Source organism: Aeromonas sp. FDAARGOS 1419 (assembly GCF_019047045.1).
In the GTDB taxonomy this organism is placed as follows: domain Bacteria; phylum Pseudomonadota; class Gammaproteobacteria; order Enterobacterales; family Aeromonadaceae; genus Aeromonas; species Aeromonas veronii.
Genome location: NZ_CP077209.1, coordinates 4,134,544 through 4,155,843 on the forward strand (window position 1 = coordinate 4,134,544; position 21,300 = coordinate 4,155,843).

The 21,300-nt window shown below is 59.5% G+C and carries 22 protein-coding genes; 13 read left to right on the forward strand and 9 right to left on the reverse strand.

The window, feature by feature from the left end:
* Nucleotides 1–112 precede the first annotated feature (112 nt).
* The 4 genes from rnr to I6L49_RS18935 are packed head-to-tail and all read left to right on the forward strand — an operon-like array spanning nt 113 to nt 4,339.
* A complete protein-coding gene (gene rnr / locus I6L49_RS18920) occupies nt 113–2,506 on the forward strand; it encodes a ribonuclease R (RefSeq protein WP_216950143.1) in 2,394 nt (797 codons plus the stop codon).
* A complete protein-coding gene (rlmB, locus tag I6L49_RS18925; RefSeq protein ID WP_216950144.1) occupies nt 2,503–3,252 on the forward strand; it encodes a 23S rRNA (guanosine(2251)-2'-O)-methyltransferase RlmB in 750 nt (249 codons plus the stop codon). The genes rnr and rlmB overlap by 4 nt, the downstream gene beginning before the upstream one ends.
* Nucleotides 3,253–3,254: 2 nt before the next feature.
* Nucleotides 3,255–3,827: a Crp/Fnr family transcriptional regulator gene (locus tag I6L49_RS18930; RefSeq protein ID WP_216950145.1), complete on the forward strand. Its 573-nt coding sequence runs from the start codon at nt 3,255–3,257 to the stop codon at nt 3,825–3,827.
* A gap of 56 nt (nt 3,828–3,883) precedes the next feature.
* Nucleotides 3,884–4,339 (forward strand): GNAT family N-acetyltransferase, encoded by a 456-nt coding sequence (locus I6L49_RS18935; protein WP_042032604.1) that lies wholly within the window; start codon nt 3,884–3,886, stop codon nt 4,337–4,339.
* A gap of 284 nt (nt 4,340–4,623) precedes the next feature.
* Here I6L49_RS18935 and srmB read toward each other — a convergent pair whose 3' ends face one another.
* Complete coding sequence (gene srmB, locus I6L49_RS18940; protein ID WP_005335816.1) at nt 4,624–5,847, reverse strand: ATP-dependent RNA helicase SrmB; 1,224 nt, start codon at nt 5,845–5,847, stop codon at nt 4,624–4,626.
* A gap of 119 nt (nt 5,848–5,966) precedes the next feature.
* Between srmB and I6L49_RS18945 the strand changes: the two genes are divergently transcribed.
* The 3 genes from I6L49_RS18945 (at nt 5,967) to brnQ (I6L49_RS18955) (ending at nt 9,900) form a co-directional block, all read left to right on the forward strand.
* Nucleotides 5,967–6,677 carry a tRNA1(Val) (adenine(37)-N6)-methyltransferase gene (locus I6L49_RS18945; protein WP_216950146.1) on the forward strand — a complete coding sequence of 237 codons (711 nt, stop codon included), beginning with the start codon at nt 5,967–5,969 and terminating at the stop codon, nt 6,675–6,677.
* A 236-nt stretch (nt 6,678–6,913) separates the two neighbouring features.
* Nucleotides 6,914–8,173: a branched-chain amino acid transport system II carrier protein gene (gene brnQ / locus I6L49_RS18950; protein ID WP_234917841.1), complete on the forward strand. Its 1,260-nt coding sequence runs from the start codon at nt 6,914–6,916 to the stop codon at nt 8,171–8,173.
* A 449-nt stretch (nt 8,174–8,622) separates the two neighbouring features.
* Nucleotides 8,623–9,900, forward strand: a complete 1,278-nt coding sequence (gene brnQ, locus I6L49_RS18955; RefSeq protein ID WP_254127612.1) for a branched-chain amino acid transport system II carrier protein — start codon at nt 8,623–8,625, stop codon at nt 9,898–9,900.
* 73 nt (nt 9,901–9,973) lie between these two features.
* On the opposite strand, the gene I6L49_RS18960 is transcribed toward brnQ (I6L49_RS18955), so the two are convergent.
* From I6L49_RS18960 to zur, 3 genes are read right to left on the reverse strand one after another with little or no spacing between them, the layout of a single operon-like run.
* Nucleotides 9,974–10,204 (reverse strand): hypothetical protein, encoded by a 231-nt coding sequence (locus I6L49_RS18960; protein WP_005335809.1) that lies wholly within the window; start codon nt 10,202–10,204, stop codon nt 9,974–9,976.
* A gap of 4 nt (nt 10,205–10,208) precedes the next feature.
* Nucleotides 10,209–10,670: a chemotaxis protein CheX gene (locus I6L49_RS18965; protein WP_005343179.1), complete on the reverse strand. Its 462-nt coding sequence runs from the start codon at nt 10,668–10,670 to the stop codon at nt 10,209–10,211.
* Nucleotides 10,660–11,118: a zinc uptake transcriptional repressor Zur gene (gene zur / locus I6L49_RS18970; protein ID WP_005335805.1), complete on the reverse strand. Its 459-nt coding sequence runs from the start codon at nt 11,116–11,118 to the stop codon at nt 10,660–10,662. The genes I6L49_RS18965 and zur overlap by 11 nt, the downstream gene beginning before the upstream one ends.
* Before the next feature lie 137 nt (nt 11,119–11,255).
* Between zur and dusA the strand changes: the two genes are divergently transcribed.
* Nucleotides 11,256–12,242: a tRNA dihydrouridine(20/20a) synthase DusA gene (gene dusA, locus I6L49_RS18975; RefSeq protein WP_106844089.1), complete on the forward strand. Its 987-nt coding sequence runs from the start codon at nt 11,256–11,258 to the stop codon at nt 12,240–12,242.
* Nucleotides 12,243–12,311: 69 nt separating this feature from the next.
* On the opposite strand, the gene I6L49_RS18980 is transcribed toward dusA, so the two are convergent.
* The 3 genes from I6L49_RS18980 to I6L49_RS18990 all read right to left on the reverse strand — a co-directional run bounded on the left by I6L49_RS18980 (nt 12,312) and on the right by I6L49_RS18990 (nt 16,031).
* The gene (locus I6L49_RS18980) at nt 12,312–13,871 is read right to left on the reverse strand and encodes a PAS domain-containing methyl-accepting chemotaxis protein (protein WP_216950148.1); all 1,560 of its coding nucleotides are present in this window, start codon (nt 13,869–13,871) and stop codon (nt 12,312–12,314) included.
* Nucleotides 13,872–14,008: 137 nt separating this feature from the next.
* Nucleotides 14,009–14,308 (reverse strand): hypothetical protein, encoded by a 300-nt coding sequence (locus I6L49_RS18985; protein WP_013723462.1) that lies wholly within the window; start codon nt 14,306–14,308, stop codon nt 14,009–14,011.
* Nucleotides 14,309–14,426: 118 nt separating this feature from the next.
* Nucleotides 14,427–16,031 carry an ABC transporter substrate-binding protein gene (locus I6L49_RS18990; protein ID WP_216950149.1) on the reverse strand — a complete coding sequence of 535 codons (1,605 nt, stop codon included), beginning with the start codon at nt 16,029–16,031 and terminating at the stop codon, nt 14,427–14,429.
* Nucleotides 16,032–16,215: 184 nt separating this feature from the next.
* On the opposite strand from I6L49_RS18990, the gene I6L49_RS18995 reads away from it, so the two are divergent.
* Nucleotides 16,216–16,923 (forward strand): ParB-like protein, encoded by a 708-nt coding sequence (locus I6L49_RS18995; RefSeq protein WP_216950150.1) that lies wholly within the window; start codon nt 16,216–16,218, stop codon nt 16,921–16,923.
* 101 nt (nt 16,924–17,024) lie between these two features.
* Here the strand turns inward: I6L49_RS18995 and I6L49_RS19000 are convergent, their stop codons facing one another.
* Nucleotides 17,025–17,684: a CatB-related O-acetyltransferase gene (locus tag I6L49_RS19000; RefSeq protein WP_216950151.1), complete on the reverse strand. Its 660-nt coding sequence runs from the start codon at nt 17,682–17,684 to the stop codon at nt 17,025–17,027.
* 283 nt (nt 17,685–17,967) lie between these two features.
* On the opposite strand from I6L49_RS19000, the gene I6L49_RS19005 reads away from it, so the two are divergent.
* Nucleotides 17,968–18,396, forward strand: coding sequence for a DUF2753 family protein (locus I6L49_RS19005; protein ID WP_005335785.1), 429 nt, complete (start codon nt 17,968–17,970; stop codon nt 18,394–18,396).
* Nucleotides 18,397–18,413: 17 nt separating this feature from the next.
* On the opposite strand, the gene I6L49_RS19010 is transcribed toward I6L49_RS19005, so the two are convergent.
* Entirely contained in the window at nt 18,414–19,163 is a 750-nt protein-coding gene (locus I6L49_RS19010) for an enoyl-CoA hydratase-related protein (protein ID WP_216950152.1), read from the reverse strand.
* A gap of 90 nt (nt 19,164–19,253) precedes the next feature.
* On the opposite strand from I6L49_RS19010, the gene I6L49_RS19015 reads away from it, so the two are divergent.
* The 3 genes from I6L49_RS19015 to I6L49_RS19025 all read left to right on the forward strand — a co-directional run bounded on the left by I6L49_RS19015 (nt 19,254) and on the right by I6L49_RS19025 (nt 21,240).
* The gene (locus tag I6L49_RS19015; RefSeq protein ID WP_005335782.1) at nt 19,254–19,703 is read left to right on the forward strand and encodes a copper chaperone PCu(A)C; all 450 of its coding nucleotides are present in this window, start codon (nt 19,254–19,256) and stop codon (nt 19,701–19,703) included.
* A gap of 95 nt (nt 19,704–19,798) precedes the next feature.
* Nucleotides 19,799–20,431 (forward strand): TIGR04219 family outer membrane beta-barrel protein, encoded by a 633-nt coding sequence (locus I6L49_RS19020; protein WP_005354809.1) that lies wholly within the window; start codon nt 19,799–19,801, stop codon nt 20,429–20,431.
* Nucleotides 20,432–20,559: 128 nt separating this feature from the next.
* A complete protein-coding gene (locus I6L49_RS19025) occupies nt 20,560–21,240 on the forward strand; it encodes an SDR family oxidoreductase (RefSeq protein WP_042052437.1) in 681 nt (226 codons plus the stop codon).
* Nucleotides 21,241–21,300 lie beyond the last annotated feature (60 nt).

Below are 21,300 nucleotides of genomic sequence, written 5' to 3' on the forward strand. Positions count from 1 at the left end.
AGCGAACTGAAGATAGTATGACAGAGAGATTGGCCAAAAGGCAGCCGATGGATGCCATTCGCCCCCCCCTCCGATATAATGGCACCGTTACCACCTACCCTAAGGCCTGCTTATGTCTCAAAAAGATCCTTTCCTCGAACGCGAGGCCGAAAAATACGATAACCCCATCGCCAGTCGCGAGTTGATCCTGGAACTCATCAAGGGCCATGAAAAGCCCATGTCCCGTGAAGAGTTGGCCAAGGTCCTCAAGCTGAAAGATGAAGAGCCGTTGGAAGCCTTGCGTCGTCGTCTGCGCGCCATGGAGCGTGATGGACAACTGGTATTCACTCGCAACCAATGTTATGCCCTGCCGGATCGCCTGAATCTGGTCAAAGGTTATGTAATCGGCCACAAGGATGGCTTCGGTTTTCTGCGTCCGGAAGGTGGTGGTCCGGATCTGTATCTGAACAACCGAGAGATGCAACGCCTGATGCATGGCGATTACGTGCTGGTGCAGCCGACCGAGATTGACCGCAAGGGTCGTCAGGAAGCGCGTCTGGTGCGCCTGCTCAAGTCCCGTGAGGCAGACATTGTCGGCCGTTACTTCGTCGAGAATGGCGTTGGTTTCGTGGTGCCGGATGACAGCCGTATCGGCCAGGACATCATCATCCCGGAAGGGGAAAACAAAGGGGCTCGCCAGAGCCAGGTCGTGGTTGTGCGGATTAACCAGCGCGCCACCTCCCGCATCAATGCCGTCGGTACCGTACTGGAAGTGCTGGGCGAGAACATGGCGCCGGGCATGGAGATCGAAATTGCCCTACGTACCCACGGTATCCCGCACACCTGGCCGGAAGAGGTGACCAAAGAGGTTGCCGGTCTCGGTGAGCAGGTGCCGGAGAAAGCCAAAGAGGGCCGCATCGACCTGCGCGCTCTGCCGCTGGTGACCATCGACGGGGAAGATGCCCGTGACTTCGATGACGCCGTCTTCTGTGAAGCCAAGCGTGGTGGCGGCTGGCGCCTGTGGGTTGCCATTGCTGACGTCTCCGCCTATGTGAAGCCCGGCACGGCGCTGGATGCCGAAGCCTATCAGCGCGGCAACTCCGTCTACTTCCCCGAGTTCGTGGTGCCCATGCTGCCGGAGGTGCTCTCCAACGGCTTGTGTTCCCTGAACCCGCAAGTTGACCGTCTCTGCATGGTGTGCGAGATGACCATCTCCGCCGCTGGCCGCATGTCCGGCTACAAGTTCTACGAAGCGGTAATGAACTCTCACGCCCGTCTGACCTACACCAAGGTTGCCGCGATCCTCGATGGCGATCCCAAGTTGCGCCAGCAGTATGATCCGCTGGTGGGCCACATCGAAGAGCTGAACAACCTCTACAAGGCGCTCAAGCATGCCCGTCACCAGCGTGGCGCGGTGGAGTTCGAGAGCGAGGAGACCCGCTTCATCTTCAACGCCCAGCGCAAGATCGACCGCATCGTGCCGCTGGTGCGCAACGATGCCCACAAGATCATCGAAGAGTGCATGATCCAGGCGAACGTGGCTGCTGCTCGTTATATCGAGAAGAACGAAGCCGCCGCCCTGTTCCGGGTCCACGACCGTCCGGGCGAAGAGCGTCTGACCGGTTTCCGCGATTTCCTGGCCGAACTGGGTCTGGAGCTCAAAGGCGGTCTCGAGCCCGAGCCGAAAGACTTTGCCGAGCTGGCAGCCAAGTTTGAAGGGCGCCCGGATGCGGAGCTGCTCTCCACCATGCTGCTGCGCTCCATGCGTCAGGCCATCTATCAGGCTGACAACATCGGTCACTTCGGTCTGGCGTTGAAGTCCTACGCCCACTTCACCTCGCCAATCCGTCGCTATCCCGACCTGATCCTGCACCGGGCGATCAAGTATCAGACAGCCAAGGAGCAACAGGGCAACCTGCGCCACAAGTGGACCCCGAGCGGTGGTTATCACTACCAGCTGGAAGAAGTGGACCCGATGGGCGAGCACTGCTCCATGACCGAGCGCCGTGCCGACGATGCGACCCGCGATGTGGCCGACTGGCTCAAGTGCGAGTACATGCTGGATCACGTGGGTGACGAGTTCGACGGCGTCATCGCCAGCGTCACCGGCTTTGGCTTCTTCGTGCGTCTGGCCGAGATCCACATCGATGGTCTGGTGCACGTCAGCACCCTCACCAACGACTACTACCAGTTTGATCCCCTGCACATGCAGCTGATCGGCGAGAACTTCCGCCGTCGCTACCGTCTGGGTGACAAGGTGCGGGTCAAGGTGATGGGCGTGAACCTGGATGATCGCAAGATCGACTTCGTGATGGTTGAAGAGCCGCTCAAGGCTACCGGCAAGAACACGAAAGAGATGGCGCGGAAGCAGGCCGAGATCAAGAAAGAGAAGGCCAAGAGCGCCCAACGCCACGAAAAACGTAAAGAGGGCAAGGATCACGGCAAATCCGACAAGGGTGGCCGCGCCAAACCGAGCAACAGACGACCGGGCAAAAAGGCTCGCGATAAGGCCAAGAGCACTAAATGAGTACTGAACTGATCTACGGCATTCACGCTGTCACCGCGCTGCTGGAGCGCACTCCCGAGCGCTTCATCGAAGTGTGGGCCCTCAAGGGGCGGGATGACGACCGGCTGCAACCCCTGCTGGCCGAGCTGGAATCCCTCGGCCTCAAGGTGCAGAGCGTGAACCGCAAGACCCTTGATGACAAAGCGGAAGGCAACAATCACCAGGGCATCATGGCCAAGGTGATCGAAGCACCGAAGTTGGCCGAGCACGATCTGGCCAGTCTGCTGGACGAGCTAGCGGCACAACAGAGCCAGCCCTTCCTGCTGGTGCTGGATGGCGTGACCGATCCGCACAACCTCGGCGCCTGCCTGCGCAGCGCCGATGCTGCCGGGGCTCATGCTGTCATCGTGCCGCGGGACAAGGCCACCGGCCTGACCCCAATCGTGCGCAAGGTTGCCTGTGGCGCAGCCGAAGTGGTGCCGCTCATTCAGGTCACCAACCTGGCCCGCACCCTGCGCGAATTGCAGGAGCGCGGCGTCTGGATTGTCGGCACCGCTGGCGAGGCCGATCACGACCTCTATCAGGCCAAACTGACCGGCCCGATGGCGCTGGTGATGGGGGCCGAAGGTAAAGGTATGCGTCGCCTGACCCGCGAACATTGCGACGAGCTGGTGAGCATCCCGATGGCAGGGGCGGTATCCAGCCTCAACGTTTCGGTGGCAACCGGCGTTTGCCTGTTTGAAGCCGTGCGTCAGCGTCGCGGTTAATCATGCTGACTGACAGGCCCCCCTTCGATTGGGCGCAGGTCGCAGATAAAGAGGAGGCCGCGCGCCTCCTCTCTTTTGCCCGTCCGCTGACCCTCAGCCCGAAAAGCTGCCTCTGGCACGCCGGTGACAGCCCGGATCTGCTGGTCAGGGTGGAGCATGGGCTGCTGCGGGCCAAGCTGGTGCTGGAGGATGGCCGCGAGTACATCAAGGAGTTCTATTGGGAGGGGGACGAGTTTCTCGACTTCCACCACCTGCTTAGTGGCGAGCCAGCCCGCTACAGCGTGGAGGCGCTGGAACCCTGCCATCTGCAGCTGTTCAGTCTGGCCGACCTGCGCCAGCTGCCCGGCTGGCCGCGCTGGTATCAGCACCTGTTGGAGGTGCAGTTGCGCATCAAGGAGGAGAAGGAGCAGTTGCTGCTGACCGGCAGCCCGCAGGCGCGCTATCAGCACTTTCTCGACAGCTTTCCCGCACTCGATGCCAGAGTGCCCGACCACCAGATCGCCGCCTATCTTGGCATTACTCCCATCAGCCTGAGCCGCATTCGCAAGCGACTGAAAGAACTTAACAAAGGTTAATGCAGGGCGCTGGCGCCACGATTATGCTGGCAGGCCGAACTGATAAGGAGTTGCCTATGAACTGGATCCTGAAACCCTGGTCTGAACTGACCACTGACGAGTTGTATGAGTTGCTGGCGCTGCGGGCCGAGGTGTTCGTGGTGGAGCAGACCTGCCCCTTTCAGGATCTGGACGGGCTCGATCGCCGCGAAGGGGTCTGGCACCTGCTCGGCTATCAGGGCGATCTGCTGGCCGCCTATGCGCGGATCATGGCGCCCGGCATCGGCGACGAGAGTGGCGCCGCCATCGGTCGGGTGGTGACCTCACCCAAGGCGCGCGGCGGTGGTCTCGGTCACCAGCTGATCGGCGAGGGGGTCAAGGCGTGCGAGGCGCGCTGGCCGACCCACAGCATCTGGTTGGGGGCGCAGGCCCATCTGCAAGGCTTCTACGGCCAGCACGGTTTTGTGGCCGAGGGGGAGGGGTATGTCGAGGACGATATCCCCCATATCGGCATGCGCAAGACGGTGGCCTGACAGGCCGGCAGCATTCGCGTGATTCATTGCCCGGATCGGGCGATGGCCCGACAGGGGGTCTGACGGGCAAATTGATGCCCTGATGATCGGATGAGGTTCACTATAAGTTTTGGTTAGGGCATTTAGCTAAAACCCATAAATTAAATTTATAGTGAGCCGTTCTGGCTGCAAATAGCCCTGCAACGGCGGTGGCGAGCCCGGAGCAATACAGCTCCGATTGGCCAGATAGACAGAATGCAGAAGGGCCATCCCGCGGGATGGCCCTTCTCTTTATCGCCAGGCGATCACTTCTTCTTTTTCTTCTTGGCGGACTTCTTCTTGTCGACCGGCTTTTTCTTCTTCACCGGTACCCGCGCTTCCTTGTGTTTCGGGCGCAGCTCGTCGATCACCCGACGCTTGAGGCGCTCTTCGGTGTAGCGCTCGATCTTGGCGACCATCGCCATGTCGTGGGCTTCTACCAGGCTGATGGCGCAGCCACGGTTGCCGGCGCGGCCGGTACGACCGATCCGGTGGACGTAAACGTCGGCGCCGTAGGGCATGTCGTAGTTGATGACATGGCTGACGTTCGGCAGGTCGATGCCGCGGGCGGCGACGTCGGTGGCGATCAGGAAGGGCACTTCCCCTTCGTGGAACTTGCGGATCGACTCGATACGCTTGCTCTGCTCCATCTCGCCACGGATCCAGGCGCAGGAGATACCTGCCGCCTGTAGCTGGCCGGAGAGCTCCGCCAGACGCTCGCGGGTCTTGACGAAGATGATGGCTTTCTGAGTTTCAGGATCTTTCAGGATATGGGTCAGCAGCGCCAGCTTGTGGGCGGCGTCATCGGCCAGATGGATCCACTGGGTAATGGGGCGACGTTCGCTGCGGGGAGGCTCGGCATGCAGCTCCACCGGATCCTTGAGGATTTCGTTGGCGAACTTCTCAAGGCCGGCCCCTTCCAGGGTGGCGGAGAAGAGCATGGTGTGCTTGCGGTAGCGCGCCTCTTCCACGATGCGGTTCACATCCTTGATAAAGCCCATGTCCAGCATGCGGTCCGCTTCATCCAGCACCAGCACTTCGATGTCGTGGCTCTCGAACTCCTCTTTCTCGATGTACTCGAGCAGACGGCCCGGGGTGGCGACCACGATGTCGGTGGTCTTGGTCAGAGCAGGCAACTGCTCTTCATGGCTGACGCCGCCGATGATGGTCTCGATGCTGAGGTTGGTGTGAGCCGCCAGCGCCTTGGCGTGTGCGGTCACCTGCAGCGCCAGCTCGCGGGTCGGGGTCAGGATCAGCATGCGGCAGGGGCCCGGCTTGCGGCGCGGGAAGTCCAGCAGGTGCTGGAGTGCCGGCAGCAGGAAAGAGGCGGTCTTGCCGGTACCGGTCGGTGCGGATGCCAGAATATCGCGGCCGTCCAGGGCTGGCTCCAGCACCATCTGCTGGATGGTGGTGGGGCGGGTGAATCCCATCTCGGCCAAGGCCCGGTTGAGGGCTGGGTGCAGGTCGAAATCATCAAAGGACTGGCTCATGGCAATACTCGGTCATTAAGGAAACGGCAGATTATAGGCGATTATCTCGTCGGCTCCTATTGGTGAGTGTGTCTTAGCCGCTATAATCGCCCACCATTTTTGCAGATGACGGGGGCCAGATGGGACGTAGTCGCGGATTTACCTTCAAACAGTTCCATATCAATCACGATCGCTGCGCCATGAAGGTGGGCACCGATGGCATTTTGCTCGGTGCCTGGGCGCCGGTCGAACAGGCGCGACGAGTGCTCGATATCGGCACCGGCAGCGGCCTGATCGCCCTGATGCTGGCCCAACGCAGCAGATCTGACTGCCGTCTTGATGCGGTCGAGCTGGATATTAATGCGGCCAGTCAGGCGCGGGAGAATGCGGCTGCTTCTCCCTGGGCCGATCGGGTAACCGTCATAGAGAGTGCCATTCAGGATTATCAGGCCGCCCCTTACGATCTTGTCGTCTCCAACCCTCCCTATTTCGTGGCAGGCCAGTCATTTAGCGATCCGGCGCGGGCGTTGGCCCGCCATACCGGTGCCCTCGACAGCCCCGCATTACTGGCGGCCTGCGATCGTTTGCTGAGCCCGAACGGGCAGGTGGCGCTGGTGCTGCCGACGGCGATGGCCGATGAAATTTTATGCATTTCGGCGAATTATGATCTGCATGGCATTTGTTATACAGCTGTTATCACCAGAGAGGGTAAAGAGGCAAATCGTGTTTTATTGCTACTTGGCAGAAGATTAAACAGGTGTGAGAGGGGTGAAATTGTGATCCATTCTGCTGATGGGGCCTATTCCGACAGATATATCCAACTGACCAACCCCTTCTATTTGAAGATGTAAATTTCGTCTTGAACTATTTTTTCACGCCATTATGCTGGTTCCAGATCGAGCGCCCGCTCCAGACCAGCTAAAACCACTGGTTGCGATGAAAAAACATGCGGGGCTCTTTTTTTATACCCCCTGAACACACCCGGTCAGCGACCGATAAAAACTATAACAAGCAATAATTTACAAGACAGACGAGGTTGAACTTGACGAAATCACTCACATTGTCCGATGTACTCGGATTAGGGTTTATGACCTTCGCCTTCTATCTGGGCGCCGGTAACATCATTTTCCCGCCGTTGGCCGGTTACATGGCTGGTGAGCACCTCTCCCTGGCGATGTTTGGCTTCCTGGTCACTGCCGTGGGCCTGCCTCTGGTGACCATTCTGGCCGTGGCGAAAGCCGGTAACGGCTGGGCTGGCATGACCAAGCTGCTGCCTGCCGGTGTCGCGACTGCGCTGGCCGTTGCCATCTATATCATCATAGGTCCGGCCTTTGCCGCGCCCCGTACCGGTCTGGTTGCCTACGAGATGGGCCTCAAGCCGTTCATCGGTGACATGGGGCAAGCGGGTCTGGCTGTCTATACCGTGATCTTCTTTGGTGTGGCCATTCTGGTCTCCATGAACCAGGGCAAGCTGATGGACGCCATCGGCAAATACCTGACTCCGGTACTGATGCTGCTGCTGCTGACTCTGGCGATCGGTGTATTCGTAGCACCGCAAGGCTCCATGCCGGATGCGTCCGGTGACTATCAGAACAGCCCCTTCGTCAAAGGGATCCTGGAAGGCTACAACACCATGGACACCCTGGCGTCCCTGATGTTTGGTGCCCTGATCGTCGACCTGCTGCGCCAGAAAGGCATCAACGATTACAAGAGCCAGTTCAAGTATCTGGCCATTGCCGGCCTCATCTCTGCCGTTGGTCTGAGCGTGGTGTACGTCTCCCTGTTCCAGCTGGGTAATACTGCAGCCGGCGTTGCGACCGATGTCAGCAACGGTGGCGCCATCGTCAACGCCTACGTACTGAGCCTGTTTGGTCAGCCGGGTCAGTTCATTCTGGCGGCTATCATCACTCTGGCTTGCTTTACCACTGCCGTGGGCCTGATCTCTGCCTGCTCTGATTTCTTCCACAATCTGACCGGCATGGCTTACAAGAAGCTGGTGGTGTTGCTGGGCGTTATCTGTGCCGTGGTGGCCAACGTGGGCCTGAGCCAGTTGATCAGCCTCTCCATTCCGGTGCTGGTTGCCATCTATCCGGTTGCTGTGGCGCTGGTACTGGTCACCTTCCTGAAGGGTTATTTCGGCCGTCCCCGTCTGGTGTTCCGTGGGGTGTTGATGGTTGCCTTCCTGTTCGGTTGCCTGGATGGTCTGGGTGCTGCCGGTATGAAGATGGATGCGTTTGCCTTCCTGCCGCTGTTCGACAAGGGCCTCGCCTGGCTGATGCCGACCCTGCTGGCCTGCGTAGTTGGCGTGATGGTGCGTCCGACCGAGATGGCTGCCGAAGCTGCCTGATCACACCCGATCTGATATTGCCAAGAGCCTGCCCCGTGCAGGCTCTTTTGTTTTCTGTGAGCCTAGCTTCTCGCCTCGCTTTGCTGCCGTAATTGTCACCGTACGCAGATAGCATCTGAGCCGTCGTATCTTGCCGCTATAACCGGTTTCCCTCTTCTTGCCTCCAATACGCCACGTGTGACACCTGTTTATGGAGCGCCGAGTTGTTCGGCGATTAATTCCACAGCGGTAAATTGTTTCAAGATATTAATTGGTGATTGAGATCGAACTCCTCTTCTTTATGCTAAAGGTGGTGCGCCTCATCCGGTCCGCGGGCCGTGTGGGGGCGAGAGGTATTGTTACCGGTTATCTGCCAGGCAGTGGGTGCAATCAATAACAAGCTGATAAGGCAGATGAGGTTGAGTTTGACGAAATCATTGAAGTTGTCCGACGTATTCGGATTGGGGTTTATGACGTTTGCCTTCTATCTGGGGGCTGGCAATATCATTTTTCCGCCGCTGGCCGGTTTTATGGCTGGTGAGCATCTGTTGGCCGCCATGTGCGGCTTTTTGCTAACGGCAGTGGGCTTGCCGCTGATCACCCTGATTGCGGTGGCCAAGGGGAGTTCGGGGGGCGGCGCGAGTGGCTGGACCGGAATGACCCGCTATCTGCCCGCCGGGGGGGCGACGGCGCTGGCCATCGCCATCTATATCATCATGGGACCCGCCTTTGCCATTCCCCGCACCGGTCTGGTCGCCTACGAGATGGGGCTCAAGCCCTGGCTCGGCGATGTCGGTCATGAGGGGCTGCTGATCTACACCCTGAGTTTCTTTGCGCTGGTGATCCTGGTAGCGCTCGATCGGGGCAAGCTGCTCGATGCGGTCGGCAAGTATCTGACCCCAGCCCTGATGGCGATGCTGCTTATTCTGGCGGTCGGGGTCTTTATGACGCCGCAGGGCACCATGCCTGATGCCAGCGGTGAGTACATAGATGCAGCCCTGACCAAAGGAATGCTGGAGGGGTACAACACCATGGATACCCTGGCCTCCCTGATGTTTGGCGCCCTGATCATCGGGTTGCTGCGCCAGAAGGGGATCGAGGATTATCGCAGCCAGTTCAAATACCTCACCATTGCAGGTTTGATCTCGGCGGTCGGGTTGTCGGCGGTGTATGTCTCGCTCTTTCAGCTGGGCAACAGCGCCGGTGGGGTGGCGAGCGATATCAGCAACGGCGGCGCCATCGTCAATGCCTACGTCCTGAGTCTGTTTGGTCAACCGGGTCAGTTTATTCTGGCTGCCATCATCACCCTGGCCTGTTTTACCAGTGCGGTCGGCCTGCTCTGTGCCGGTGCCGACTACTTCCATGGCCTGACAGGTTGGGCCTATCGCAACTGGGTGATCCTGCTGGGGGCGCTCTGCGCACTGGTGGCCAATGTGGGGTTGAGCGAATTGATCGGCCTCTCCATCCCGGTGCTGGTGGCCATCTATCCGGTTGCCATCGCGCTGGTGTTGGTGACCTTCCTCAAGGGATGGTTTGCCCAGCCACGGCTGGCGTTTCGCGGCATGCTGACGGTCGCCTTTCTGTTTGGTTGCCTCGATGGGCTGGGGGCTGCCGGGATGGCGATGGACGGCTTTGCCTTCCTGCTGCTGTTCGACAAGGGGCTTGCCTGGCTGCTGCCGACTCTGCTGGCCTGCATCGTCGGCATCCTGGTGCGACCAAGCGGGAAGTTGGCTGCCGAAGCGGCTTGATTCAGGAACAACGAGATAGCAAAGAGGCCAGCAGCTGCTGGCCTCTTCTGTTTCTGCCGGATCCGTTACCGGATCAGATTTGCGGGCCTTTTGGCTTGGGTTTTCCCTCCAGACCATACCAGTGGGTTTCTACCCGTCCGGCATGCCACTCGAAGGTGCCCCAGGGCTGCTTGGCTTCCCAGCGCGGGAAGTTGATGAGCACCCGGTTATCTTCGTACTTGTAGAGGGAGGTGCTGATCTGAATGTCCGACAGGATCAACAGCAGGGCCCAGCAGATGAAAATCCATTTCAATGCTTTCCACATAGGGTTACTCGAAGCAGATTTCGATAGTGGCGCGACCGAAATCCGATTCGAACGGCATCATGATCTTGGTGCCATCGGCACGGTGGGTAATGGTGTGGTTGGGGCCGGAGACGATGATGGGGGTCGCCATGTCAAACTCGTAGCCCTTCTCGCCCAGCATCCGCTTTGCACCGCCGGTCACCATGTTGGTGATTTCACCGACCATGTCGGTCACCTCTTCGTTGATGGAGGCGGGAGCTTCCCCCAGCATGCGGCGCATGATCTCCAGTGCCAGCCCCTTCTCGAAGCTGATGGAGAGGGAACCTCGGGTCTGCGGGCCGACCATGCCGATCAGGCCGGAGACGTCGCCGCGCGCCAGCTCATCCATCTTGCGTTTCGGTTTGCCCGGTTTGAGTTCCAGCTGTGCCATGGTCGAGAGCACATTGAGCAGGGATAGCAGGAACGGATTTACAAAATCAGCCTTCATGATGACTTCCTACAGTGGGCGTACAACGGGCACATTGGCCATGTGCCTCTATCGTCTTATTGGTAATAGTAAAACCATGCAGGTGGGCCTGCTCGGAAAACGCGCTATCGATCGCCGTATCGTGAAGCTCGACCACATCCCCGCACTCGTCGCAGATCAGCAACTGCATCGGGTGAGCGTGATCGAAGTGGCAGCAGAAGATAAACGCGTTGAGAGATTCCACCTTGTGAGCAAAGCCCTGTTCGAGCAAAAAATCGAGTGCCCGATAGACGGTTGGCGGCTTGGCATTGGCTTCGGTTTGTTGCAACTGGGCCAACAAATCATAGGCGCTGATGGCGTTGCCGTGTGCAGCCAGCAGGCGAAATACCTGACGTCGGGTCGGGGTGAAGCGGATCCCTCGCTGTATACAGAGTCGCTCGGCTCGTTGTAAAAGTTGGTCTTGATTCATGATCGCGCAGATACCCTTTCTATTAGCCGGATACTATCACAGGGCCTCGCATGGCGCGGCGACAAAATTCATTTTCTGGGGCTGCTTCACGTTGTGATAAAATCCGCCCCTTTCTTTAGCCAACCCGGATGATTTTTATGCAGGCGCAGCGTTTTTCCATCGCCCCCATGCTGGACTGGACTGATCGGCATTGCCGTTACTTTCATCGACTGATGAGCCGCCAGACCTTGCTTTATACCGAAATGGTGACTACCGGCGCCATCATCCACGGCAAGGGGGATTATCTGGGTTACAGCGAGCAGGAGCATCCCATCTCCCTGCAGCTGGGTGGCAGCAATCCGGCCGATCTGGCGCGCTGTGCCAAGCTGGCCGAGGAGCGTGGCTATGACGAGGTGAACATCAACGTCGGCTGCCCCTCCGATCGGGTGCAGAATGGCCGCTTTGGTGCCTGCCTGATGGGTGAACCGGCGCTGGTGGCTGACTGCGTCAAGGCGATGCGCGATGTGGTCGATATTCCGGTGACGGTGAAGACCCGTATCGGCATCGACGATCAGGACTCCTACGAATTTCTGCAGGCCTTTATCGAACAGGTGCGCGATGCCGGTTGTGACACCTTCATCGTCCATGCCCGCAAGGCCTGGCTGAGCGGCCTGAGTCCCAAGGAGAACCGCGAGATCCCGCCCCTCGATTATCCTCGCGTCTATCGGGTCAAGCAGGATTACCCGGATCTCACCATCGCCCTCAACGGCGGTGTCACCTCCATGGAGCAGACCCTTGAGCACCTGCAACACGTGGACGGCGTCATGATGGGGCGCGAAGCCTATCAGAACCCCTACATTCTGGCGCAGGTGGATAACCTGGTGTTCGGCCAGAATAACGCCGTGCCGAGCCGCCATGAAGTGGTGCGGATGATGTTGCCCTATATCGAGCAGGAGCTGGCCAAGGGCAACTACCTCTCCCACATGACCCGCCACATGCTGGGGCTGTTCCAGAACATGCAGGGGGCGCGCGCCTGGCGTCGTCACCTGAGTGAGAACGCCTGCAAGCCGGGGGCGGATATTCAGGTGGTGCTGGATGCCATGGCCAAGGTGCCGGAGTTTACCGCCAGCGAGACGGCCGAATAAGCCAGTTGTGCCAAGGCAAGAGCAGCCAAAAAGCGCGTCAGTTGACGCGCTTTTTTTATTACTGTCGCTTCAATATCTGAACTGGTTGATCAGCCGCGAGAGGTCCTGCAGCCGCTCTACCAGCAGGGTGATGCCATCGAGGGCCTGCCTGCTGTTGTCGGCGGTGTGGCTGGCCAGCTGGTGGATCTGGTGTACCCCTTCATCGAGGGTCGCCGTCACGTCGGCCTGCTGACTCACCGCCTGGGCGATCTCGTCGCTGGTGCGGGTTACCTGCCTCAGCATCCGGTTGATCTGGGTGAGCACGTCGGCGGTGGTGCCCGCGTGCTGCTGGCAGCGTACCGAGGTCTGCGCCCCTTGCGTCATCCCGTCCGACAGCTGTCGTGTAGTTTGTTGCAGCGCCTGGATCATCTCGTGGATCTCGCTGGTCGAGGCGCGGGTCTTCTGGGCCAGCGCCCTCACTTCATCCGCCACCACGGCAAAACCGCGCCCCTGTTCGCCAGCCCGGGCGGCCTCGATGGCCGCATTGAGAGCGAGCAGGTTGGTCTGGTCAGCGATTTGACTGATCACCTCCAGAATACCGCTGATCTTCTGGCTGTCGCTGGTGAGCTGGGCCAACACGGCATGGTTGGCATCCAGCTCCTGATGGAGTTGGTTGACGGCAGAACGGGTGGTCGCCAATGCTTGCAGCCCCTCGTCGGAAACCTGCTGTACCTCTATAACCAGATTGCTCGCCTCATGGGCACTGTGGGCCACATCCCGAATGGAGTGGCTCAACTCGGTGATGGCGGTCGCCAGCTGCTCGCTGTGGGCGCGCTGCTGCTGCAGATGAGTATCAATGGTCTGGATATTGCCCCTGTCATCTTCGGCAGCCTGCAGGATCTGCTGGTTGGTGTCGGCGCTGCGCCCGACCACGGCCTTGAGCTCGGCCTGCTTCATCCGCAGGGCCAGTTCGACGGCCGCCAGGGTATCGCGCCGTCGGGTGTAGAGCACCTGACAGAGGCGGGTTCCCTTGTCTTGATCGGCAAGGGTGAGCAGATGAGACAGCCGCTGTTGCAATCGCCAGCCGTGGATTGCCTGTGCCAACAGTAACAAGGCGGTGGGCAGCAGCCATAACAGGTTGCCGGTGGCAAAGGTAGCAAGGGTGGTGAGCAAGGCAGAAACGGAGAGCCAGAGAGTCAGCTGACCCGGTTCAATGTGACACCGGCTCAGCCAGGGAAGTGCCTTGCCGCTGCGCAGCAGGCCATAGAGCTGCTCGGCCCAGGCCACATCGCTGGCGGCGGGTTTGGTGCGCACCGACTGGAACTCGACGATCTCCTTCTGCGCATTGAGGATCGGGGTGACGTAAGCGTTTACCCAATAGAACTGACCGCTTTTGGCGCGGTTCTTGACCAGCCCCATCCAGCTTTTGCCCTGTCGCAGCCGCTGCCACATGTCGGCGAAGGCCGCCTTGGGCATGTCGGGGTGTCGCACCAGATTGTGGGGTACCCCTTCCATTTCGGCCGCACCATACCCGGCCACATCACAGAAATGCTGGTTGGCATAGGTAATATGACTGGCGGGATCCGTGGTCGAGATGAGTGCGATGTTGTCGGGGAAGTGTATCTCCCCCTCCTGATGGAGTTTGGTCATGTGTCGTTCCTGAAAAAGCCAAATAACTGATAACTATGTTTTTTATTGTCGTTCTCAGTTAATCATTCTAAGGCTCTTCAGTGACCCGAACTTGGCTTGGGTCAATTAATCAACACAATGAATTGATGAAGTGAGGGTCAGCTGGCCGGTGTGAAATCGTGAACTTCACCCTTTCTTGGGGCGAGGCGAGGATCATCATCTTTGTACTCATGTACAAGCTGCATGGTTTTGCAGAAGCTGGCCTGCTTGTCGTACTCCTGACGAGCCAACTCGATGGCCCGCTCGGCCCGGCGCCGTTCCATCTTGTCAGACTTGCGATCGCTGAACTGTTGCTGCTGATGCAGCATCCAGCCGACAAACTCTTGCTGGCATTGGGATTCGCTATTGGCCTGCGCAGGCAGGGTCCACAACAACGAGAGCAGTATCAAATAACGCATGTCTGACTGGGTATTGAAGATTAATTGAACAGAAGGGGCGGCATTTTAGGCTGGAAATCGAGGTGTGAACAGTATCAATAGCGAGGCCCTGCGGGGCCTCGCATCGTTGTGGCCGGAGTCAGTGTTTGACGAGGTACAGCTGGCGGCTGTAGGCCACATCTTCCGGGTTGTTGATGGGGTAGCCCTTGAGCCATGTCTTGATGAGGCGGGCATTTGTGTACTGGTAGATGGGGGCGATGGGGGTTTGATCCAGCAGGATCGCTTCCGCCTCGCCAAACAGCTTGCTGCGGCTGGCGGCATCCTGAGTGCTGGCCGCCTCTGCCAGTAGCTGGTCATAACGGGCATTGGCAAAGCCTGCCATATTGCCGCTGTGACGAGAGCCCCACAGGCCGAGGAACGCTGACGGGTCGTTGTAGTCGGCGACCCAGGAGGAGCGGATCACCTCGAACTGACCGCTCTGGCGACTGTCGAGATAGGTTTTCCACTCCTGATTGGTCAGCTCGACCTCGGCGCCCAGCTTCTGCTTCCACATGCTGGCGATGGCCAGCGCCATCTTCTTGTGAATTTCCGCGGTGTTGTAGAGCAGGGTCAGCTTGAGCGGCTTGTCCGGGCCGTAACCGGCCTCCTTGAGCAGGGCCTTGGCCTTGCTGTCCAGTTCCGGCTGGCTGCTGGTGGAGAGCAGGTTGGCGGTTGGGGTGAAGCTGGCGGTCACATCCGGAGTGAAGTGATAAGCCGGTTTCTCGCCGGTACCGAGCACCTTGTCGGCGATCAGGGCACGGTCGATGGTGTAGGAGAGCGCCTTGCGCACTCGCACATCGTTCAGTGGTGCCTGACGGGTATTGAAGGCGTAGTAGTAGGTGCCGAGCTGATCCGGGGTGTAGACCTCATTCGGGATCTGCTGCTTCAGCTTGTCGTACTGCTCCTTGGGGAAAGATTCGGTGATATGCAGATCGCCCGCCAGATAGCGGTTGGTGGCCGCGCTCTCCTGATTGATAGGCATGAAGATCACCTTGGTCAATACGGTATGTGCCCGATCCCAGTAATAAGGGTTGGGGGTCAGCTCCAGCTTCTCGTTGACCACCCGGTTGTTCAGCACAAAGGCACCGTTGCCCACCAGTTTGCCGGGCTGAGTCCACTGGTTGCCGTACTGCTCGATGCTGGCCTGGTGGAGCGGCGACAGGCTGGGGTGGCTCAGCAGGTTCAGGAAGTAGGGCACCGGCTGGGAGAGGGTCACTTGCAGGGTGTGATCATCGAGGGCCTTGACCCCCAGCTCGCTGGCAGGCAATTTGCCAGCCACGATCTCGTCCACCTTGTCGAAACGGGCCAGTTGGGCAAACCAGGCGAAGGTGGCCGCCTCTTTCGGGTCGACCAGTTTGCGCCAGCCGTAGACGAAGTCGCCGGCCTTGACCGGATCGCCGTTGGACCAGCGCGCATCCGGGCGCAGATGGAAGGTAAAGAACTGGTTGCCCTTGTTCTCCCAGCTGGCCGCCACCCCGGCAACCGGTTTGCCATCCGGCCCCTGGGTCAGCAGCCCCTCGAACAGATCCCGCAGTACCTGCAACTCCGGCAGGCCGACCAGCTTGAGCGGGCTCAGGCTCGCAGGTTCATCCTTGAGGTGGCGAACGACAATCTGCTCGGCGGCGAGTTGTGTTCCGGCGGGAATATCGGCAGCCTGGACAGCAGCACAGCCCAGCAGGGCCAGCAAGGGGCTCCATCCTTTCATGGGTCGGATCCTTCAAATAGTGTGAAGCGGGGAGAAAACTCGGCGAGAAAATATCGCCGACAGATGGGAAATCATGATATCCCGTTTGCTGGTCTGACCGCCAGCATTCGACTCTCACTCCCAATCGGGGTAGAAGAGCGTTCCCGGCGTCTGTGCAGTTCAATGTGGTGAGGAGTGTCAAACGATGAAAGCATGGTTATTGCTGGCCGGTGTGTTGAGCCAGAGTGCCTGGGCGTTGGCCCCGTGCCAGAGCGACACAGCGGTGGGCAACTGGTGCGAGATCGGCATCGATGCCTTGCACCCGACTCAGGGGGGCGTCGGCCAGATCCAGGTCGATGAGACCCAGGCCACATTGGCGGGCATGGGCGCAAAGCAGCTCGACAAGTTAATGAAAAAGAAAGAGATCCCCGTGGTGATTGCGCCGGATGGCAGCTACTGGCTGGTGGACCGCCACCATCTCACCAAGGCGTTGTGGCAGCAGGGCATCAAGGATGCCCGGGTCAAGGTGATTGGCCGTCTGCAGGACAAAGCCAACTTCTGGAGCCAGATGCAGAACAACCATTGGGCTTGGCTCAAGGATGAGAAGGGGCAACCACTGACCCCGGAGCAGTTGCCGACCAGCATCGACAAGCTGCCTGATTACCCCTATCGCACCCTCGCCGGACTGCTGCAGAATGCGGGCTACTTTCGCAAGGACAAACAGGTCTATTTCGTCGAGTTTGCCTGGGCCAGCTGGCTCGGCAAGCAGATGCAATGGATGCCGGTGGACAGCGCCAATCTGGCGGCCCGCCTGCAACAGGCCAAACGGCTCGCCTGCGGCAGCGATGCCAGTGACTTGCCCGGTTATCCCGGCAAGCAGTGCAGCCTCAACCAATCCAAAAGCGCGCAATGAGTGGATGTGCGATGACGGCATCCAGAGCATGCCGGAGATAAAAGAGGGCGACCCTAGGGTCGCCCTTATGCTGTCAGCTTGTTACTGCTGGCTAGTGGTGGTCACTCATGGCGCTCCGCCCAGCGGGCAGCCGCCTGTTCAAGCAGGGCGACGTCACCTTGCTGGATCAGCGGTAGCAGATCGTTGACCTGTTGATCCCGCCAATCCCACCAGGCGAGGGCCTGTAGCCGGGCAATTTCCTCCTCGCCAAAGCGCATTCGCACCACCCTGGCCGGGGTGCCCGCCACCATGGCATAGGGCGGCACATCCTGATTGACCAGCGAACGGGCGGCGATGATGGCGCCGTCGCCGATGGTGACACCGGGCATGATCATCGCCTCCATGCCGATCCAGACATCGTTGCCGATGCGGGTATCGCCTGCGGGGCGGTAGCTGCGCTGGAGCGCCGCCAGATCGGCGAACGGATAGGTGCTGATGAAGGCCGTGTTGTGGGTGTGGTTGCCACCCATGATGATCTTCACTCCGGCGGCAATCTGCACATAGTCGCCAATATGGAGCCGGTCGATATGCCAGAGCGGCTCCCAGCCGGTTTCCGGGCTGCGGCTGAAGGGATCGCCATGGAGGTAGCGCACCGCCACCTCTTCGAAGGGGCCATCCCAGGCACCCGAGTAGTAGCTGTGCTGCCCTTTGAGGCAGATATTGGGGTTGGTCACCGTCAGGTGCAGGTATTCGACCTGCGACCAGTGTTGGCAGGGGGTCATGTTGGTACTCCTTTGCTGAATGGATCGGATGGGTTGCGTTCGCGTGAGCGAAGCTAATAGATCCAGACCAGCATGCGGGGCACGCAGAGCAGGGAGCAGCCCAGCATCTGCGGGAGGCGAGGTCGCATTGTGGTGTGCTCCAAAGAAGGGGGAAGGGCACGATCATAAGGTCGGGCGCCGGGTTTGCCAAGGTTGCGCGAGATCCTGCACTAACCCTCTGGTTGATATTTATTCTCAATTAGCCATGATAACACTCCCACCATGACGGATTCGGGAGAGCGAGATGACACCGCAAAGTTGGCAACGATACATGCTGGAGGCGGAGCGTGCCTGGCAGGCCGGTTCGCTGGGGGCGGCGATCTGCTTTTATCAGCAGGCGCTGGGGGATGTTTACGAGATGACCCAGGTGGAGTTGACCGAACTGGCCACCATGCGGGTCGCCACCTGTCACCGGCTGGCTGACTTCTGGCGGGCGATGGATGAGCCGACTTATGAGCTGCGCTACCTGAAGCTTGCCTCCGAGCTGGTGACTGCGCTGGTGCCACAATGCCCGAACCGGGAGTGCGAGGCGCTGATCAGCGAGCTGGGTTGCTGTCGCGGTGCCCTGCTCGCCTTTCTCAAGCGCCACCCCAATCCGGAAATTGCCCGGCTGATCCAGCTGCAGGACAAGGTGCAGGGCTGCGAGCTGATCGGCCGTTTTCGCCTCAACTGAACGGATTGGGGCGCGGCTCAGCCCCGCCGTTTGAGTTTCTGGGCGATGCGCTGCTGCGCCTCTTCCCCTTGCAGTGCCTGGGCGAAGGCGCGCGCCTCCAGATCGATGACAAAGTGCACCGCTTGTTTGAGCTCCTGTTTCAGCAGAGCCTTGCTCTTTTGCAGCGCTCTGGGCGGTTTGGCCGCCAGCTTCAGCCCTTGCTCGCGGGCAAAGGAGAGCACTCCATCGGCCGCCACCACCTTGTTGGTCAGCCCGAGACGTAGCGCCTCCTCGGCATCCATCGCCTCGGCCAGCAGCAACAGCTCCGCTGCCTTGAGGTGTCCCACCAGACGTGGCAGCAGCAGGCTGGAGGCGAACTCCGGCACCAGTCCCAGCTCGACAAAGGGGAGCTGCAAGCGGGCGTTATCCCCTAGATAGACCAGATCGCAATGCAGCAGAATGGTGGTACCGATCCCCACAGCCGGGCCTGCAACGGCGGCGATCACGGGTTTGGGGAAATCGGCCAGGGTGTGGAGGAACTGCAGGATGGGGTCATCGGGCTCCAGCGAGCTCTTGCCCATAAAGTCGGCCAGATCATTGCCCGCGGTAAAGCAATCCTGCTGCCCCTGCAACAACAGGACATGCACCTCCTCATCGGCTGCCGCCTCTCGCAGCGCTGCCACCAGTTGCTTATAGAGCTCGGTGTTGAGGGCGTTGCGCTTGTTGGGGCGGTTGAGGGTCAGGGTGAGCAAGCCATCCTGCTGCTCGGCAATGAGAATGGGGGCCATGTCTAAATCCTTGTTATTGAAAGGTGCAAAAAAGGTTGCTGCTGGGGTAACCTTGGCGCCGTTTAACAACATCATAAAAGGATTTCAACCATGTTTAAACGTGCGTTTTATTCTCTGCTGGTTCTGGGGATGACTGCGCCTGCACTGGCCAAGGTCGAGGCTGTCGACGGCTATGTGCGCCTGTTGCCGCCGGGCTCCCCCAACACCGCCGCCTTTATGGTGCTGAAGAATGATGCCGACCAGCCGGTCAAGCTGGTGGCGGCGGCTTCTGCTGCGGCCGGGCGTGCCGAGCTGCACACTCACCTGCACGAAAATGGCGTGATGAAGATGCGTCAGGTCGAGAATATCGAGATCCCGGCCAAGGGCGAGGCGGTGCTGAAACCGGGCAGCCTGCACATCATGCTGTTCGAGGTGGGCACGCTCTCCGAGCAGACCCCTTTCCCGCTCACCCTCACCATGGATGATGGTCAGAAGCTGGATCTGTCACTGCCGGTGAAGCCGATTGAACCGATGGCAGAGATGAAGCATATGAAGCACTGACATTTGTCGTCGTTTGTTCAGGATTGACGCTGGGTATTTTGGCTGCACCGAGTAAAATAGTGCTCTTTTCCATGTATGCAAGAGGAAGTGACGTAATGAAAAAGACGCTGATTGCCGGTTTTGTGCTGGCTCTGTGCAGCCAGAGTGCCATGGCCGCTGACGACTGGCGTTTTGCCGCCGGTGCCGACGTATGGGCCGCCAAGGGCAGTGGTCAGGCTTATGGCACCAGTGCTGATGGCAGCTATGACGACAGCTACAACTGGAACGGCTATCTGCAACTGGAACACGGCATCATCTTCCTGCCGAACGCCAAGTTTGAAGTCTCCGATTTCAGCACCTCCGGCGGCAACTTCAAGAACGATCTGACTGCCTACGATCTGAGCCTCTACTACCGTCTGTTCAACAACGATCTGTTCAAGATCGATCTGGGTATGACCGGCCGTCACTACGATGGCGAGCAGGTCTACTTCGGTCGCAAGGGTTATGACGAAGATACCCTGATGGCCTATGCCGGCAGCGAAGTGAAGATCCCGGGCACCGGCATCGCCTTCTTCGGCGATCTGCGCACTCACGATGCGGACAACTATGACTACCGTCTGGGTGGTTCCTACAAGTTCTCCTCCATGCCGATCAAGCTGCGTGCCGGCTGGCGTGAAGCCAAAGTCGACTTCGCCAATATCGATCAGTCTGTCGATGGCTGGTTCATGGGCGGCGAATTCACCTTCTAATCTGACGTTGTCTGACAACGGGGGTGATATTCTTCGCCAACATCTATCAGAGTATTCTGTCGATGGATGGTTCATGGGCGATGAATTCACTTTCTAATCTGACCGTCGACTGACGACGAGGAGCGATAATGGGCCACATCATAGTGACAGGCGCCGGTTCTGGTCTCGGCCGGGCGCTGACCATAGGTCTGGTTGAGCGGGGCCACCAGGTCTCCATGATGGGGCGCCGTTATCAGCGACTGCAGGAGCAGGAACAACTGCTCGGCAGCGCGGTGATCGGCATCGCGGCCGATCTGGCGCACCATGAAGAGGTCGATGTTGCCTTCGCCGCTGCGGTGGAGTGGGGCGGGCAGCCCGACATGGTGATCCACTGCGCCGGGGTCGGCGAGTTTGGCCCGGTCGGTGTCTACACCGCCGAGCAGATCCGCCGGGTGGTGGAGAGCAACCTTATCTCCACCATTTTGGTGGCCCAGCAGACGGTGCGGCTTATCGGGGAGAAAGGCGGAGTGCTGGCCAATGTGCTCTCCTCCGCTGCGCAGGTGGGCAAGGCCAACGAGAGTCTCTACTGCGCCTCCAAATGGGGGATGCGCGGCTTTCTGGAGTCACTGCGCGCCGAGCTGAAAGGCTCGCCACTGCGGCTGGTCAACCTCTACCCGAGCGGGATCCGCAGCGAATTCTGGGATAACTCGGATCACGTGGACCCGAGCGGTTTCATGACCCCGGAAGATGCGGCGGCCTATATGCTCGACGCACTGGAAGCCAGAAGCAGCTGCCACGTGACTGACCTCTTTATCGGTCGCAATCCCTGAGGCAACCCTTCATCCGGTTGCCGTCGTCAGCACACAGAAACAAAAAGCGCGCCAAATGGC

Bases quoted from the DNA above. Each gene is read 5' to 3' on its own strand.
- rnr (WP_216950143.1), top strand. From the start codon at position 113: ATGTCTCAAAAAGATCCTTTCCTCGAACGCGAGGCCGAAAAATACGAT.
- rlmB (WP_216950144.1), top strand. From the start codon at position 2,503: ATGAGTACTGAACTGATCTACGGCATTCACGCTGTCACCGCGCTGCTG.
- I6L49_RS18930 (WP_216950145.1), top strand. From the start codon at position 3,255: ATGCTGACTGACAGGCCCCCCTTCGATTGGGCGCAGGTCGCAGATAAA.
- I6L49_RS18935 (WP_042032604.1), top strand. From the start codon at position 3,884: ATGAACTGGATCCTGAAACCCTGGTCTGAACTGACCACTGACGAGTTG.
- srmB (WP_005335816.1), bottom strand. From the start codon at position 5,847: ATGAGCCAGTCCTTTGATGATTTCGACCTGCACCCAGCCCTCAACCGG.
- I6L49_RS18945 (WP_216950146.1), top strand. From the start codon at position 5,967: ATGGGACGTAGTCGCGGATTTACCTTCAAACAGTTCCATATCAATCAC.
- brnQ (WP_234917841.1), top strand. From the start codon at position 6,914: ATGACCTTCGCCTTCTATCTGGGCGCCGGTAACATCATTTTCCCGCCG.
- brnQ (WP_254127612.1), top strand. From the start codon at position 8,623: ATGACGTTTGCCTTCTATCTGGGGGCTGGCAATATCATTTTTCCGCCG.
- I6L49_RS18960 (WP_005335809.1), bottom strand. From the start codon at position 10,204: ATGTGGAAAGCATTGAAATGGATTTTCATCTGCTGGGCCCTGCTGTTG.
- I6L49_RS18965 (WP_005343179.1), bottom strand. From the start codon at position 10,670: ATGAAGGCTGATTTTGTAAATCCGTTCCTGCTATCCCTGCTCAATGTG.
- zur (WP_005335805.1), bottom strand. From the start codon at position 11,118: ATGAATCAAGACCAACTTTTACAACGAGCCGAGCGACTCTGTATACAG.
- dusA (WP_106844089.1), top strand. From the start codon at position 11,256: ATGCAGGCGCAGCGTTTTTCCATCGCCCCCATGCTGGACTGGACTGAT.
- I6L49_RS18980 (WP_216950148.1), bottom strand. From the start codon at position 13,871: ATGACCAAACTCCATCAGGAGGGGGAGATACACTTCCCCGACAACATC.
- I6L49_RS18985 (WP_013723462.1), bottom strand. From the start codon at position 14,308: ATGCGTTATTTGATACTGCTCTCGTTGTTGTGGACCCTGCCTGCGCAG.
- I6L49_RS18990 (WP_216950149.1), bottom strand. From the start codon at position 16,031: ATGAAAGGATGGAGCCCCTTGCTGGCCCTGCTGGGCTGTGCTGCTGTC.
- I6L49_RS18995 (WP_216950150.1), top strand. From the start codon at position 16,216: ATGAAAGCATGGTTATTGCTGGCCGGTGTGTTGAGCCAGAGTGCCTGG.
- I6L49_RS19000 (WP_216950151.1), bottom strand. From the start codon at position 17,684: ATGACCCCCTGCCAACACTGGTCGCAGGTCGAATACCTGCACCTGACG.
- I6L49_RS19005 (WP_005335785.1), top strand. From the start codon at position 17,968: ATGACACCGCAAAGTTGGCAACGATACATGCTGGAGGCGGAGCGTGCC.
- I6L49_RS19010 (WP_216950152.1), bottom strand. From the start codon at position 19,163: ATGGCCCCCATTCTCATTGCCGAGCAGCAGGATGGCTTGCTCACCCTG.
- I6L49_RS19015 (WP_005335782.1), top strand. From the start codon at position 19,254: ATGTTTAAACGTGCGTTTTATTCTCTGCTGGTTCTGGGGATGACTGCG.
- I6L49_RS19020 (WP_005354809.1), top strand. From the start codon at position 19,799: ATGAAAAAGACGCTGATTGCCGGTTTTGTGCTGGCTCTGTGCAGCCAG.
- I6L49_RS19025 (WP_042052437.1), top strand. From the start codon at position 20,560: ATGGGCCACATCATAGTGACAGGCGCCGGTTCTGGTCTCGGCCGGGCG.